The 16,541-nt window shown below is 67.9% G+C and carries 8 protein-coding genes and 2 pseudogenes; 1 reads left to right on the top strand and 9 read right to left on the bottom strand.

Annotated elements, in window-relative coordinates; translation table 11 throughout:
• Nucleotides 1–205 precede the first annotated feature (205 nt).
• The 3 genes and pseudogenes from AC07FN_RS43985 to AC07FN_RS43975 form a co-directional block, all read right to left on the bottom strand.
• Nucleotides 206–679, bottom strand: a complete 474-nt coding sequence (locus AC07FN_RS43985; protein WP_478401046.1) for a hypothetical protein — start codon at nt 677–679, stop codon at nt 206–208.
• 74 nt (nt 680–753) lie between these two features.
• The gene (locus AC07FN_RS43980) at nt 754–1,131 is read right to left on the bottom strand and encodes a YbaB/EbfC family nucleoid-associated protein (RefSeq protein WP_478401047.1); all 378 of its coding nucleotides are present in this window, start codon (nt 1,129–1,131) and stop codon (nt 754–756) included.
• A 227-nt stretch (nt 1,132–1,358) separates the two neighbouring features.
• A pseudogene (locus AC07FN_RS43975) lies at nt 1,359–1,477 on the bottom strand (IS30 family transposase); the annotation flags it as partial.
• Nucleotides 1,478–1,687: 210 nt separating this feature from the next.
• Between AC07FN_RS43975 and AC07FN_RS43970 the strand changes: the two are divergent.
• Nucleotides 1,688–2,002, top strand: a complete 315-nt coding sequence (locus AC07FN_RS43970) for a hypothetical protein (protein ID WP_478401045.1) — start codon at nt 1,688–1,690, stop codon at nt 2,000–2,002.
• A 365-nt stretch (nt 2,003–2,367) separates the two neighbouring features.
• On the opposite strand, the gene AC07FN_RS43965 is transcribed toward AC07FN_RS43970, so the two are convergent.
• From AC07FN_RS43965 to AC07FN_RS43940, 6 genes and pseudogenes are all read right to left on the bottom strand, one after another.
• Nucleotides 2,368–5,736: a right-handed parallel beta-helix repeat-containing protein gene (locus tag AC07FN_RS43965; protein WP_478401044.1), complete on the bottom strand. Its 3,369-nt coding sequence runs from the start codon at nt 5,734–5,736 to the stop codon at nt 2,368–2,370.
• Entirely contained in the window at nt 5,733–8,447 is a 2,715-nt protein-coding gene (locus AC07FN_RS43960; RefSeq protein WP_478401043.1) for a hypothetical protein, read from the bottom strand. The genes AC07FN_RS43965 and AC07FN_RS43960 overlap by 4 nt, the downstream gene beginning before the upstream one ends.
• Complete coding sequence (gene eccB, locus AC07FN_RS43955) at nt 8,448–9,821, bottom strand: type VII secretion protein EccB (protein WP_478401042.1); 1,374 nt, start codon at nt 9,819–9,821, stop codon at nt 8,448–8,450.
• Nucleotides 9,822–9,827: 6 nt separating this feature from the next.
• On the bottom strand, nt 9,828–11,231 hold the full coding sequence (gene eccD / locus AC07FN_RS43950; RefSeq protein ID WP_478401041.1) for a type VII secretion integral membrane protein EccD: 1,404 nt from the start codon (nt 11,229–11,231) through the stop codon (nt 9,828–9,830).
• The gene (gene eccCa, locus AC07FN_RS43945) at nt 11,228–15,274 is read right to left on the bottom strand and encodes a type VII secretion protein EccCa (protein ID WP_478401040.1); all 4,047 of its coding nucleotides are present in this window, start codon (nt 15,272–15,274) and stop codon (nt 11,228–11,230) included. Before eccCa ends, eccD begins: the two co-directional genes overlap by 4 nt.
• Nucleotides 15,271–16,541 (bottom strand): annotated as a pseudogene (locus tag AC07FN_RS43940) (hypothetical protein); the annotation flags it as partial. The gene eccCa and the pseudogene AC07FN_RS43940, both read right to left, overlap by 4 nt.

The raw sequence follows: 16,541 nt of genomic DNA, 5'->3' as shown, positions 1-16,541 counted from the left end.
CGCCGACACATCAACCCGCGGAGCCTTCTGCCCCACCAGCAGAATCCACAACCCATCCAACGACGGATCAAACTCGATATCCACCAGTCAGCCCCCATCCCACACTCGACCCCCACCCACAACCACACAACAGCGCGATCACGGACCCAAACACAGGACACAAACCGAGAACATTCCGGTGACACATCGACCAAAAACCCCGAGCCTACGGCCTTCTACCCGGGACATCACGCCCGGACGGACCCGGCGGCATCTCCTCACCCGTGACACTACGCGTAGCCGTCGGCGCCTGATAACCCTCGCGTGTGGGATCGGGAATGCCGGCCGGGTCCGGTGCACCTTTCATGCCCAGCGCGTTCTTACCGATATACTCGGCGTTGTCCTCAGTTGCGACACAAAAATCCGTGAACTGGCGAAGACTCTCAGTCAACTGCTGCACAGCCTTCGTCAGACCGGACGCACAATTTGCGAAAACCCGGGCGCCCTCGGTATAAGCCGGCTTGAACTGGTCCCAACTTTCATCCGACTCGCCACCGACCAACGGCTCATAGCCGATCAGCCGCTCGTGGTCGCCGGCGAAGGCATAGAAGTTGTCACCAGCACCACGAAGCCTCTCAGCACTGCGCAACATACTGCCCGTGTCCACACTGACGCGCCCAGAACCCGGACCGAAACCCACCGGGCCGTGACTCCTCAACGGAGAGCCCTCATAACCACTGTCGTCACCAGGATCAGATTTCGTAACCATCTGCCTCAGTCCCTAATATTCATCACGTCACGGGTTACCTCGTGCAACTCCGGCTCCGGCTTCAGCAACGACTGGATATCAACGTCACCGGAGAACAGCTTCTGAGCGTCGAATCCGGATGGCAAAGACGGCGCCATCACCTCAGCCGCTTCACGACCCGCCTGCTGCTGCGCATCAGCGATGACCTTGAGGACCGCGCTTGCCAGGTCGGCAGGCGCCATGCGCTTGTAAGCACCGGTCGGGAACTCGAGACCCTTCACCGCCCCACCATGTCCCACCGTCACCGCCACAACCCGTCTAGGCGCTACCACAGTGCACGAAATCTCCCCCAAACGCCGTTGAGTCTCCTTAATCTCAGCAAACTGCCTGCGATACTGCGCCATCAACTGCTCGAGCTCTTCAGCACGCGAGTCCAACACCCACGCCCTCCCTCACCAACAAACAGATCGACACGGAAACCGGATATACCTACAGCATTAAAACCAGATGCGGACGCATCACCCAACACAACCAGCCCGAAACGGGCCAAAAGTGAAGCCAAACCTGTCCGCTCACACCAGCGGATTCCCGGGGTCGTTTCAACACGGTCGCTAGTTGGTGGCGGCCAGTAGCGTGGACAGTCGTCGAGTTCGGCAGCGACGGCGGCGAGGCACTCAAGGCTGTGGACCGACAGGTCGGTGCCCTTGGGAAGTACTGGCTCAGGAGGCCGTTCGTGTCCTCGTTGCCACCGGGAGCAGCCACTCCAGGGCAGAATCGGTTTCCTCTGTGCACCTGTGTTCACCGACCCTGTTGACGGGGCGTCGTATCGCCCGGTGGGCTTGTGCGATGGTCAAGCCACATCCCATCGAGGAGCGAAAAAAGTCAAATCCGGTCGCTGATGGCGTCGACAGTGCCTCGTTCGAGAAGCTGTACAACGGTGATACTCCGAAAGCCCCGAAGATGCCGTGGGACCTCGGCGCGCCGCGCCCCCTGGTCGTCGAGTTGGCCGAGGCAGGCGAGTTCACCGGCGACGTACTCGACATCGGTTTCAGCGAGGTCGCCCTGCGGGAGACGCTCGGAACGCACTGGACGATCGAGCGGCTCGAAGCCGCTAACTACACGACCGCTTGCACCTTGGAGGAGCTTCAAGTGAGCACGCGGGCGGTCCTGGGCGATGCGGCCAACATCTCCGGGCTCACCGCGTTCCCGACCAACGGCGAGGGCCGCGTGCTGCTACCGATCTGGCTGCTGAAAGCGGTTCGCAGGGCGGCGTGATCGCCAAACTGGCCGCCAGGCACCGAAATTGGCAAGTGGCGACGGGCCGGGCGGGCCGTCGTAGACCCGGCTCGACCGGCCAGGTCGTCGTCTCGCAGCCAGATCCAGCAGCCGATGTTGGCGCAGTTTTCTTGGTAGACATGCACGCACCGTCTGTTAACGCACACCTCTTAGCCGGTATGCCGACGAGTGAGTGGCTGACCCAGCCCGGTTCGTGCTGCGGCACACGTTCCCTCAAAATGCTAAGACTGCCTCGTTTGGCCGTAACTACCGAACGTCGGCCAGGTGCAATGGAGCCGCTCCCTTGACGGCCTGAGGTCAGGTACCCGCGGCATCGCACCCACAAGGCCGCGAGCGGCCGCCGGTCAGCCGACCGACGCGAGTCCTTCGTCCAGCGCCAACGACGGCAGTGCGGACATGGTGACGGCGTGCAGGTCGGCCTCAGCCAGCGTACGCGAGGCCGCGGTAAAGGCGAGCCGCTGCGCGAGGCGGTGGATGTCCCGTGCTGTGTGCCCTCCGTCGGAGAGCAGGCCGCGCAACGCGTCCGCCACATTCTCCGGCACTTTGTGGCCGCAGCGCGTGAGCTGCCGCACGGCGAGCGCAGTCAGCTGGTCCACGTCGTACTCTGCGAAGTCCCACCGCTCGGCGAAACACTCGCCAAAGGCCGTGGAGGACTCGAAGAGCCCGGTTAACGACACAGCCTCGCCGGACAGCAGCACGACCGGTCCTGCCGGGTTGCGCCGCACCGCCTCGGCGAGCGCATCGATCGTCTCTGTGCGCCGCTCGGCCGAATCGGTCGCCCAGTCTCCGTCCGCGTCGAGCAGCAGCACGCCGCCGCTGGCCTCGTCGAACGCCGTCGACACCAGGCTCACCGCCTGCCCCGGCCAGCGCGGGCACAGATCGCGGCCGATCGACAGCCGCGTCACGTGGCCGCTGCTGATCAGCCTGAGCTCGGTGAGACTCTGCGCGTAGAGCGACGCGACCGCGCGCCGCCCCATGCCCGGCCGGCCGGACAGCACGACATTCGCCTGTCTGCCCAGCCCTTTGTTGTGTGCCTTGAGCCCACACAGCCGCACGAGGGTGCGCCCGGCGGCCTCGCGCACGTTCTCGAGTCCGCACAGTCCCGTGAACCGCTGCCAGCCCAGCGTTGCCTGCACCGCACCGAAGGGGTCTGTGCTTGCGTCGGGGAGGGCCGCGAGGGGCGCCACCTCGCCAAGCGCCACGAGCTCGCTTGCCAGGTCTTTGGCGGTGAGCCTGCTCAGCTCGGTGTCTTTGGACGGCGGGTGCATAGCGAGACGGGATGCCTGGTTGCTGACCATCGCCTCGAACAGCTTGCGGGCCACGCGGCCGTTTCCGAAGGTGTCGTTCTTCGGGACACGCTCGAAATAGTCGGTCAGCGCGTTGACCGCATCGTCGGTCAGCTCGTAGTAATGCTTGCGGCAGAGGTTGGTCGTGATCGTGACCAATTCCTCGACGCTGTAGTTGGGGAACTCGACGGTCTTCGAGAACCGGGATGCCAGACCGGGGTTGGAGGCCAGGAACTGCTCCATCAGCTCGGAGTAGCCAGCAACGATCACCACGATCTCGTCACGGTGGTCCTCCATCATCTTCATGAGCGTGTCGATGGCTTCCTGACCGAAGTCGGGACCGTTGCCACCGGACTGGCTCGACAAGGTGTACGCCTCGTCGATGAACAGCACGCCGCCCATGGCCTTGTTCACGACTTCGGCGGTCTTGATGGCCGTGGCACCGATGTACTGAGCGACCAGGTCTGCCCGCGCGACCTCGACCATGTGGCCACGGGCGAGAATGCCGAGCTCCGCCAGCACCGAGCCGTAGAGCCGGGCGACCGTTGTCTTGCCGGTGCCAGGAGGACCCGCGAACACCAAGTGCCTGCTCATCGGTGGCATCGGCAGACCCATCTGCTGCCGGCGCTGGGTCATCTTGATCAGATTGATCAGGCCGAGCACCTCGTCCTTCACACCGTCGAGACCGATCAGCGAGTCCAGCTCGGCGAGTGGCCCCTCCAGCTCGGTGCCCATCGCGCCACCGAGCGCGGAATGCTGGTCCTCGCCTGTGAGGGCGAAATCGCTGTCCCAATGCTCCTCGTCCGACGCGGGCCGGGGCTGGGAAGCGCCCTCAGCCGGCCGTGAGGACCGCTGCTGCGGCTGCGGCTCGTCGGTGAAGATACTCGCCACCGACAGCCGTTCGTGCTCGACCGCCTTGCGTACCGGGCTACCGCCGCTGCCGGTGACCGTGCACTCCGCGACGGTGACAGCCTCCTCGGTGTCAAGGAGGACGCCGTCGCCCGCGCTCCCGGTTACCTCGCAGCCGCGGACATCGCCGCGCGACCCGCTGAGCAGGTGCACGCCGTGCCGCTTCGCCGAACGCATCCGGCAGCGGATCACATGCACGTTGCTGCCTGTGCCCGCGGTGATGCCATCCTCCTGCGCATCGACGACCTCACTGTCCCGGATGGAAAGGCTGGCGTCCTCGGCACGCAGGCCTCCGCCCCGCAGCAGGGTGGACGCGAACTCACCGCGTGCCCCATTCCCCAGTGTCACCAGATGTGCCGTCGAGCCGGTGACGCGCAGGTCGGTCAGCTCCCCCCTGGAGTTCTCCGAGAGCGACAGGCCGACGGCATCGGAAACCTCGATCGCCGCGTCGTCGAGTGTCAGCCGCGACTTGCCCTTCACCAGGACGGCGGGACCGGACTCGGGCACCGCCCGCAGCCCCTTCACCCCCACTGAGGACTCGGCGTCGACCAACACCGCCCCGCGCGACGTGCCCTCGACCAGCAACGCCCCGAACACCGGGTGGGACGCCGCGTCCACCAGGACGCCGATCGGACTGCCGGTGACCTTGCAGTCGTCGAACCGCGGCGACGAGCCGCCGGTGACATAGACCGCGTTGCTGCCCGCCGAGGCGAACCGGCAGCCACGCAGCCGAGGTGAGGCCCCGCCAGCGATGTGCGCCGACTGCATGCGTGCCCCGGTGAACTCAGAATCGGCAACCACGACCTCGCTGGTGCTGCGCACGTACAGATCGAGGCTCGCGCTCTGGCTGACTACGACGTCACGGATCTCCGCACTCGCCTCCTGCTCGACCACGAGCGCGGGCTTCTCCGCCTCGGTGATCTGGCAGTCCTCGATCACCACGCGGCCGCGGCCATTGACGCAAATGCCGTTGCCCCCGGGCCTGCGCACGGATACCCGGCGCAGCTCAAGGGAACCTTCCTCGGTCACCACGATGCCCGAGGACATCGCGTCGACCACCTCGGTGTTCTCCACCATGCTCGGCATCGAGGACGTCACGACAATGCCGACGCCGCCACTACTGGTGACGGCGCAGCCACGCAGCACGGCGCAGCCCTGGCCGTGTGCAAGCACGGTCGCCCAGGACGCGCCCGACACTTGGCAGTCATCCAGTGCGACCTCGCCCTTGCGGATGTCCAGCGCCACGGCGCTCGGGTCCGCACCCGTCAGCACAAGGCCCGAGAACTGGGCGGCGCCCGCGGCGATCACGGCGACGCTGCCCGTGCGGGCGACCAACTCGACTGTGCCCGGCCCCTCCTCGGCGGTGACCGTGACCATCCGGTTGATCACGAGATTCTCCTCGTAGCGGCCGGGCAGCACGCTGATCGTCGCGCCGTCCCTGGCTTCCCTGAGCGCGGCACTGATCGTCGGGTATGAGCCGGGCCGGTCAGCGGCGACCACGAGCAACTGACGGTTCATCGTTCCTCCTCCGGCGCGGATGTCGTGCGGGCGAGGCCCGGCAGCAGGCTGAACCGCGGCGCCGCGGCGTCAGCGACGCGCACCTCGCCCTTGGCCTCGGCCCACCTGTCGAGGCACCGGCGCAGCGAGTTGAGTGCCAGCTCGTCGAGCGAAGCCCGGTTGTCGTCCACCCGACCGGCCGAATCGATCTCACCGGCGGCCAGCTCACGCAACAGCACCTGGCCGCGCATACCCTCCCCCGGCTCGGTGAGGTCAAGGACCTTGAAGCTGGTGCCGGGCACGAAGAGCACCCGGTCCGCAGTCGGGTTCAGCTCGGGTTCGAGCAGTTTCGTGCGACGCGCCGTCATGGACCACAACAGCACGTCCACATCATTGGTCTGCCGCTGCTTCGCGCAAGGCGCGCTCAGCGCGTTGATGAAGCCCCACTCGGTGAAGAACTTGCGGTTCCGGTACAGCTCCCACTCCTGCGGTGTCGGTGACGTGGCGAACACCGTGGCGCCGCGGTGGGAAGGCAGCCTGCTCAGACCGGAGACGACGCAGCGCGCGAACGGCACATGCGGACCGACCGCGCCCATTCGCAGCGGCAGATCGAGGCCGTCCCCCGCACCTGACAGGTAGAGCCGGATCGCCACGGCGTCGCTCAGCAGGCCGCCGGACGACCGCTCGAGCGCGCCCTGGAAACTGGGGTGCTCTGACAGCACGCGACTGACCGAGTTGGACTCCGCGGCGTACTCGCGACTGAGAGTGCGGCGCAGCCAGGCGCGTTCCTCGTCCAGGCCGCGCTTGGGCACCAGGGCGGCGGCCGCGGTCGACGGTGTGGGCTGCACGATCGTGACGAACGCAGCGGTTTGCTGCCGCGCGTCGTATTGGGCCGGGGGCTGCACGGTCGGTGTCCCGGTCACTGCCGGGGCGTCGGCGGCCGCGATGCCAGCCAGCGGCATTGACGCACTCGCCACCTCGGAAGGCGGCGGCCCGGTGTGCGGTGCAGGCAGCGCGGCCACTTCGGTGCTCTGGACCGGCGACACCCGCGGCCGCTCCGCGCCAGGGGCGTCGACCACGGGCAGGTCGGCGACCGGGGCTTGCACGGCGGACGAGTCACCCGGCACTGGGGGCGGGTCGGCCGACGGCGCCGGGACGGCAGGCGGCGCGTCGTGGGTGGCCGCCCCGGTCATCGACGCGGACTGCATCGACGTCGCGTCCATTGGAGGCGCCATCGGGGAGAGCGCCTCCGGCGTGACGCTCTCCAGTCGCGTCGTCACCGTGTCCACCGACAGCGGCGTGTCGGACTCAAGCGGCGCCTTACCCTGCCGCGCGTCGGTCTCCTGGCCGGGTTCGCGTGTCGACCGCTCCCCCGGATCGGCGGTGCTCTGCTGGGCGGGGCCCGCAGTGACGGCCGCGGCGGTAGGCGACGCCTCGATCGCACCCAGCGCCTGGCCGACGATCTCGATGCGCTGCTGCACCACCGACTCGGCCCGGACGAGACCGCTCAGGTGGCGGGTCGCGGGAACGAGGCAGCCGAGCACGTCCTCGGCAAGCTCGCGCAGCCGCCCGGAGGCATCGCCATGGCCGTCCTCGAACAACACCAGGTGTCGCTCGGCGTCCGGTTCGACCGAGCGGATCGCCGGTGCGTGCGGCAGCTCGTAGGGCGGGCGCAACCACAGACCGGACTGCACAACCTCCAGCACGACATCCGGCGCGTACTGGTAGACGGCCGGCGCGATCTCCTTCACGCCGAACACGGGGGCGCAGTAGCTTCTGAGCGCTGGCGGCATCGCGAGCCCCTCCGCCACGGCCGGGGTGTAGGTCATCTCCTCCGCGCACGCCCGCCAGCCGAGCGTGCCGTCCGTTCGCAGTGTGTAGACCTCCGGTTCGGTGCGCGAGCCGACCGGAATACCGGTGTAGCAGGTGATCTGCTCGCCCAGTGTGTCGGCGATGTTCTGGTAATAGGACGTGTTGCCGGGCACCGTGAGAGGGCCGAACTTCGCCAGGCGCAGCTGCGCTCGCAGCTCGTCGGGCAGCCAGCTCCAGAATCGGGTGATGTCCTGGATGGTGATCGGCGGCGCTCCAGGGCATCCGAGCACGACAACGCACACGTCGGGTTGGCACGGCAAGGTCTCGACCAGCCGCTTGCGGTGGGCTCTAAGCACGCTCTCCGGGCCTCGCGGGCGCAGCCATACGCCACCGGGCAGTGGTTCGGCGACGCTGCCTGCGCTGGTGGGCATGATCTCGATCAGACATGCCGCCGTCTCCCAGGCAGGGCGGGGGAACCGCTTGCCGTCCGGTTTCGGCGGCTTACCCGGTTGGAAGCGCACCCAGCCGGTGCCCCAGCCCGCGTCGACGAACAGTGAGCCGCCGACGCTCCGCATGATGGAGCCGTCGGGGGCGATGACGGGACAGTTCAGGCGCTCGGACAGCCATTGCCCGGCGAGCGCGGTGGTCTCCCGCGACCGCCGACCGCCGATGACCAGCCGCACGCCGCGCCGTTTGCGGGGCAGCAGCTTCGCCGTCGACTCCCACACCGCGAACGAGCTGTCCATCGGCAAGTCGACCACCACGAGCTCGTGGTCGGGATCCGCGGCGAGGCCCAGCGCCAGATCCCGGATCTCGTCGCGCAGCACATGGCGCGGACGCACGACGTGCGCATTGCCGATCACGTGACCGATCATGCTCCGATCAGCGGCGTCGTCGCGGCGCTTGGTCAGCGGGCTCATTCAGCCACGTCCTTTCTCGAATACGCCCACGCCAGCCCGGCTCAGCGTCGGGCCGCTTGGGATCTGTTCCAGCACCGCGGCCGACACCGGACGGGGTTGCACGCCGCCGAAGCCGAGTGCCGAGATGGTCTGGTCGTCGGCAAGCTGGTATTTGAACCCGCGGTCGGTGATCAAGAATCGGTCCGGTTTGCTCCCCACGCCGGTGGGTGCTGGAACGGAAGCGGCGAACATCCCCGTTCCCGGCTTCAGGTACGCGCCGAATTGTGCGTTCATCCCGATCCCGGCGTCATCGCGCTCCGCCAGGACCGGCGTGCTGATGCTGTTCGTGTTGTTGGTCTCCTGCCGGAGGCAGAAGGCTTTCTCCCCCGTCGGCACAGACATCGCTGTCAGCAGGTCGGGAATCCGCTCCATGAGCGAGGTGTTTGCGGAGCGTGGCGCACCGGCGACCGCCGAAGCGCTGATGTCGACCGCGGGCTCCCCGCTGGAGGTCTCGAGCAGCGCGGCCTCGGTGCGCGAGATCGGGGCCAGTCCGTCGGTGCGCAGCACGGTGTAGTTATGTGTGCCGTTGCCCGCCGACTGGCGAAACACCGTCCCAACCGGCTGCTGCAACCCGGCGATCTCGATGCTCTTCCTGCCCGCGTCAGGAATCACCGCCGGCGCCAGCTCGGGCCCGTCCGGCAGCGCGGCCAGCCACGCGGGAGGCGCCGTCGGCGGCGCCGCGGTGCCGAGACCAAGCGCGACGGCGACCGCAGAGCCTCCGAGCTTCAGCTTGCGATGCGCCCAAACCAAGTACTGTTCACCGGAAGTCGAGCCGACCCACATGTACTCGTGATCACCGATCGGGGTGCTCTTGGCGTCGGGCTTGAGGTTCATGCTCATCAAGCCCGCGCCCCGCACCTCCACGCCGCCGGTGCGCGGCAGGCAGAGCAGCCACGGCGTGTTGACCAGCGCGCCCGCCGCAGGAACCGGGTCGGGCGCGTTCTGGATACCGATCGGCGCACCGCGCTCCAGCTCGCTCAGCGACGCGCGCGAAATGGTCTCGACCTTCGCGCCCGCGCCCTGCAGCAGCAGCGCCGAAGCGTGATTGATGACCGGAACCAGCACGCCGCGCTGGTAGACGAATCGTGCGCCGCTCTCCTTTTCCACCAGGATGACGTTCGGCTTCTGCCACGCCATGTTGCCGCCGGGGTTGATCAACCCGTAAACCCAGAACCCCACTCCCACCAGCAGGCCGAGCACCAACCCGAACACCAGGCCCATCAGCGCGCGGCGCGCCGGGGTCTCGCTGTAGTTGGTGTCACCCAGCAGCAATGCGGCGCTCATCCTGCCGACAAGCGTCTGGTACGCGTGGACATGGTCTTTCTTGGTCTGCATCCGGCATCACCCGGCCAGGCCACGAGCCCAGGCGAAGACACCGAGCGCGTGCAACACGAACGGCACCAGCGCGAGACAGCCGAAGTTCTCCAGCACATCGGCCATGTGTGGCCAGATCGGCAGCACCCGGCGGTGAGCGGGCCGCAGCGCCGCCGCCACCAGCAGCAACGCGCCGAGCAACAGCACCAGCGTGCCGACCGCGCGCCAAACGTCGCTCAACCCGGCGAGCAGGCTGATCACCAAGAGCAGCACCCCCCAGGCGCCGACCAGCGCGAGGGACGTCCGCTGGCCGATGTTCAGAAACTCCCGTGACCGCAGCAGTATCACTGCCGCCAACAGGCCGGCGAGCGTGTAGTTGAGCCATTCGGGCCGCTGGACCAAATACCAGAAGGCGGGCACGAAGACGACCGAGGAGCCGATGGTGAGCACGCTGAGGTAGCGGTCGGCGTTGCCGGTCTGCTCGACCACCTGCGCTGCGGGCATCGGCTCGATGTCGATCTTCATTTCGTCGGCGGTGCGTGGCAGCTGCGGGCCGCGCAGCCGGGCTGCGCGCGTCGCCAGCTTTGGCCCGAACAACAACAGCAGGAAGAAAATGACCATCACGACAGTGGAGGTCTGCAGTGCGGTCAGCTCCAAGCCGAGGTGCAACCACATCGCGATCACGGCGCCGAAGCCGGTGAACGCTGTGCACCCGAAAGGCACTATCGGCAGATCCCGTGCGAGCAAGCGCTGCACCACGAGCAGCGCGCCCGACGTGACCCCCATCGACAGGCCACCGATCAGGACGGCGACCGGGGCCGTCTCCAGCGTGCCCGCCACACCCGCCGCGCCGATCGCGCCGGCGAGCCCGGCGAACACGCAGCCGGCGACACCGACGATCGCGGCGAGACCGCGGTCCGCGAGCGTCCGCGCGACCAGCACTGAGGCGACGCAGAGGACCAGGGCCAGCACACCGGCGGTGACCAAGGCGACGAGCGCGCTCGAGTTGCCGAACAGCGACACTGCGATCGCGGCGAACGCGACACCGGTCAGACTGAGAAACAGCTGGCGGTTGACCGCCTCGTTCCACCGATTGCCCTGGCGGTTGACCGCAGTCGCCATGCCCTCGGCGACATCGTCGAAATCCAGCTCGGGCAACGGGCTCTCGGCGCGGGACAGGTGAAACTGCTCGCCGTCGAGCCAATCGAGCGTCTCCGGCGTGCCGCCCAGGTCGAACGGCGCGTCGCCGAGGCGCTGCAACACCCAGGAGCCGTACTCCTCCTGGTCGCGCGGCCGGTCCTGGTCGCGCACGACGTGGCGCACGAGTGTCGGCAGGAGCACCGCCACAGTAGTCGAGACGGGCACGGCGAGGTCGGCCCGCCCGCTGGGGCCGAGCACCGTGATGCGGCACAGTTCTGGGGTCGCGGTCACATGTCCTCGTTCCTCGAGAACGCTCCGCGGATCATCGCGTCCTCGTTCTGCGAGCTTTCCACCGGTACGAAGCCGGTCTGGATCAACTTCACGCCGCGCCGGGTCACCAGCTGGGCGCGGCCGGGTGTCAGGGTGCGGGGTGCGGCCTCACCAAGGAACTTGCCCTCCTCCTTGGGGTAGGAGAACAGCAGTGCCGGGGTGCCGAGCTCCCACAGCCGCCGCATGACCGGGTCCATCATGCCCCGCAACGCGTTTGCACTGCTGCGCGCGAGGATCAGGTGGAATCCGATGTGGACGCCCTGCGCCAGCAACGGCAGCAGCGTGTCCAGTGGCGTTCCCATTCCCATGCCGCTGGAGAACAGTTCGTAATCGTCGACGACGACGAACAACTGCGGCCCTTCCCACCAGTCGCGGCGACGCAGCCGCTCCGAAGAGATGTCCGCCCCTGGGACCCGCTTGTGCAGCGACACCGCCGCCTTGGTAGCGAGATCGGTCAGCGCGTCCGCGCCGACCACCTGGCCGATGCGGTACTCCTCCGGCACCATGCCGTCGAGGTCGCGGCGGGAGTCGGCGACCAGTATCTTCGCCTCTCCCGGCCGGTACGCGGCGACGATCGACCGCAGCACCAGCCGCAGCGCGTTGGTCTTGCCGGTCTGCGCGTCACCCATCATGAACAGGTGCGGCACCACGTTGAAGTCGTGCCACACCGGGTTGAGGCGCTGCTCGTCCTGGCCGAGGCAGACCCGCAGGTCGCCCTCGGGGCGCGGCAAGTCGACCACCGGGAGCTTGGTCGGCAGCAACCGGACGCCAGGAGCGCTACGACCCGGCCAGAACGTGCGGATCTCCTCGACGATCGACTTGGTCGCGGCGGCCAGGTCCTCGGTCTCCGACGAGCCGTCGAGCCGGGGCAGCGCAGCCAGGAAGTGGAAGCCGGAGCTGGTGAGACCGCGGCCCGGCTGATTCGGCACAGTGGCCGCCTTGCGGCTCTGCACCTCAGACTCCATTGTGTCGCCGAGCCGCAGCTCGAACCGGGTGCCGAGAACGTCCCGAAGCCACGGCCGGATCTCCGACCAGCGCGTCGACGACACCACGAGGTGGATGCCGAAGGAGAGGCCACGAGCGGCGATCTCCGTCAGCTTCGTCTCAAGGTCGCCGAAGTCCTGGCGGAGGGTGAACCAACCGTCGATGATCAGGAACACCTCACCGTGCGGGTCCTCGATCCGGCCCTCACGTCGCGCAGCGCGGTAATCGGCCATGGACTCGAAGCCGTGCTCGGCGAATGCCGCCTCGCGCATCTCCAGGACCTGCACGACTTCTTCCAGCGTACGGACAACGCGGTCGCGCTCCATGCGGGTCGCGACAGAGCCCACGTGCGGCAGACCGCTGACGGACATGATGCCACCGCCGCCGAAATCCAGGCCGTAGAACTGAACCTCTTCCGGGGTGTGGGTCAGCGCGAGGCCGAGCATCAGCGTGCGCAGCAGCGTCGACTTCCCGGTCATCGGGGCGCCGACGACACCGACGTGGCCGTCCGCGCCAGACAGGTCGGCGATCAGCAGCTCGCGCATCTGCTCGTACGGCAGGTCGACGAGGCCGACGGGGACGCGCATGCGGCCACGCGCGACCGGGTCATCGACGATCATGCCGAGCTGAGGGTTCGGCAGGACGCTCGGCAGGAGCGAGTCGAGGCTCGGCGACGCCGCGAGCGGCGGCAGCCACACCTGGCGGGCAGCGGGTCCGGCTCCCTCGAGCCGTCCGATGAGGACCTCGGCGAGACTCGGCACGTCGTCATCGGCGGATCCCTTCGACTTCTCCCCTTCTTCTTGCGGTTTTTCCTCCGCTTCCATGTCCTCGATCTGGCGCATCTCATGCATCCGGGGGTTCGGCTGGGTGTAGAAGGGGACGACCTCGCCCGCCGCGATGTCTTCGTCGCTGATCGGCCCGGTCTCGGGGGCGGTCGTCAGGCAGGGGCCGGAGACATAGGCGCCTTTGAAGCGGACCAGCGTCGAGGTGTCGATCTTGAGGTAACCGTTTCCAGGCCCGGAAGGCAGCTCGTAGGCATCTGCGACACCGATGACGCTGCGGGACTCCATCGAGGAGAACGTCCGCAGCGCGATGCGATAAGACAGGTGGCCCTCGACCCGGTGGATCCGGCCCTCGTCGAGACGCTGCGACGCGAGCAGCAGGTGCACGCCCAGGCTTCGGCCGAGGCGGCCGATGCTGACGAACAGCTCCATGAATTGCGGCTTGGCGCTGAGCAGTTCGGAGAACTCGTCGACGATGACGAGCAGCGTCGGCAGCGGCCGGAGCTGGCCGCCGGTGGTGCGGGCCTTCTCGTACTCGAACAGCGAGGAGTAGCCGCTCGCTCGCAGGATCTCCTGACGCCGCGTCATCTCACCGTTGAGCGCGTCCTGCATGCGGTCGACCAGCGGCAGCTCATCGGCCAAGTTCGTGATCACCGCCGAGGTGTGCGGCAGCTTGTCCATGCCCAGGAAAGTCGCGCCACCCTTGAAGTCCACCAGGACGAAGTTGAGAATCTCCGAGGAGTGGGTGGCGGCGAGGCTGCACACCAGCGTGCGTAGCAGCTCGCTCTTACCGGAGCCGGTGGCGCCGATCAGCATGCCGTGCGGGCCCATGCCGCCCTGTGCCGATTCCTTGAGGTCGATCTCGACGACCTCGCCGTCCTCGGTGACGCCGATCGGCACCTGGAACCTGGCGCGCTGCGGGGCCTTGTGCCGCCACTGAGCATTGACGTCGAACGTGTGCACGTCGCGGATGCCCAGCAGCGTTGTCAGCTCGAAGTCGCTGTCAAAGGGGCGGTCGACGACGTCAACGGTTCCGCTGGTGCGCTTCGGCGCGAGCACCCGGGCCAGCGCATCCGCCTGCGGCACCCCGAGCGTGTCGCACTTGGCTGTTCCAACCTCGTCCCCGACCGGATAGGCCACGTCGCCGTCACGGCAGGTAAGCCGAAGCACCTTCGCACCACCGGGCAGAGCACCAGTGGCGTCGAGGAGAACAGTGTTGCGCAGACCTGGCCCGAACAGCGGGGAATATTCTGGGATGGTCCCGAGGTGGGCAACGACGACGATGAACGGCTCGGCCACGCCGGGCAATACGTCCTTGTTGTGATCACCGCGGTCGGTGACCTCGGAGCCGAGCAGGTCGATCAGCTCGTCGTGGTCGCAAGTCAGCATCCGCAGCGGCCCGGCCCCGTCACGGGCCGTCGGATGCGCGGTATGCGGCAGCCACTTGACCCAGTCCCAGTCAGCCTGGTTTTGCGGTGCGGTGAGCACCGCGATCCGCAGCTCGTCCGGAGCGTGGAAGGTGACGAGCTGTCCGAGCATCGCGCGCACCAGCCCGACCGCGTCGTCCGAGTCGCCTGCGAATTCGACGCTGGTGAAGCTGCGCAGCCCCACCGAGATCGGAATGCCGGTCACCGTCCGGTAGGTCTCGCTGAACCGGCGCAGCGAGATCGCCGACAACGGCTCCAAGTCCTCGATCGGCTTGGTGGCCGGCGGCGTGAACTCCATCGCCGCCTGTTGGACGCCGAGCCCGATGCGCACTCGCGCGAAGTCGTCGTGGCTGCCACGCCGCTCCCACAGCCGGGGCCCGCTCGCCAGTGACCACAGCCACGTGGGGTCCGGGTTGTTCCAAGCGACGGCCACGCGCTGCTCGTCGCTGGTCTGCCTGGCACGCCGGCGCAACTGCGAGATGTAGCGCAGGTAGTCCCGGCGCTCGGAGTTGAGCTTGCGCTTGCGGTCACCGGCGTTGCGCATCAACTGGCTGATCGCCATGGTGACCATGCCAATCGCCATCGCACCGGACATGATGAAAATCAACGGCGAACCGCCACCAGACCCGATGCTCGAGAACACCAGGATCATGGCGATGGGGCCCAACGCCATCGGCACGAACATCAGCACGGAGCTGTAGTCCCGCGTCGCCGGCTCAGGCATCACCGGAGGCTCCTCCAGCGCCTCCTCCCCCTCCGGCATCTCGGGGCCGGCGAGGCGAGGACCGCGCTTGACGGTGACCGTACTCACTCGATCACCCCCGGCCGCTTCGGCTCGGCCGTCGCCGCCCATACCTTGTCGTCCTGCTTGAGCAAGTCAGCCGACGTGCGCTCCTTCTCCTCTTCGTCCGGGTTCTCTTCGGCTGCCTGGTGCGCTTCCGCCAGCGCCCGTCTGGCCTGGGCCCTGTGGTCCTCCACGTCCTCGGCCCCGCCACACATGGGCTCGTCGTGAGAGAACTGGGCAGCCCGCGGCAGGAACTCCGCACCATCGACGAACCGCGGTGCGGCCGCGACGTCGATGTTCGCCACCGAACGAGGGGCCGTGTGGTTGGGGGTGTGTTCCCACGGCGTGGTCTCGCGCAGCGCATAGTCCGGGGTGTGCTGCTCTTGGCCGTCCCCCCCACGTGGCTGGCCAGGCGCCCAAGCAGCCCACAACAGACCACTGGCCGCCGCGACATCCCACGCGCCGAAGTCCTCGTCCCCGTCGGCGGGCCGCACCACCGCGACCCGCTCCTCCAGTGGCGCGACGACCTGCTGCTCGGCTGCGAGGATCACGTCCCCGGCCGCACCCTCCCGGTCGGCGTCGCCACTGTCGACCAGTGTCGGCGGCTGCGCCACCGTCTCGGCCTCGGGCCGCACGCTGGTGGCTTCCGGTCGCACGGGATCGATGTCCGCAGCAGGCAGCGCGGGAGGAATTGGCGGCATCGGCGCCACCGTCGGGAGGCCCGCGCCGTCAGCGTGGTCGCCCGCCCAAGTTTTCGGCGTCAAGTAAGGTTCGTCCGCTTCGGACAGATTGGTCAGCCCGGGAGCAGGCACGCCTTCCCGTGCCACACTTTCACCGCCGGGGAGGCCCGCCCCGTCCGCGACACCGTTGCCAGCACCGACGGGTGGGGACATCGGCGGCGCCATCGATACGCCGGGCACCACTGGATCGGTCAGGCCAGGCTCTGCGGCCCAGTCTTGGGGCTGGCCCGCCGTTGTCTCAACGAAGCCCTCCGGGTCACCAAGACCAGGAACGCCGACACCCTCCCACGGCTCCACCTCACCACCGAGCAAACCCGACGCATCAGAACGCTCCGACTGCCCACCACCCGCACCAGCCGGCGGAGACATCGGCGGCATCATCGGCATCCCCGGCACACCAGGCGAACCTGTGCCAGCCGAAGACGCAGCCGACCAGTCTTGCGGCTGGCCCGCCGTCGTCTCAACGAAGCCCTCCGGGTCACCAAGACCAGGAACGCCGACACCCTCCCACGGCTCCACCTCACCACCGAGCAAACCCGACGCATCAGAACGCT

The sequence above is a fragment of the Saccharopolyspora sp. NPDC045941 genome (genome assembly GCF_056431445.1).
The sequence above is the reverse complement of the archived record's forward strand: the minus strand, read 5'-3'. Positions and strand labels throughout refer to the sequence as shown.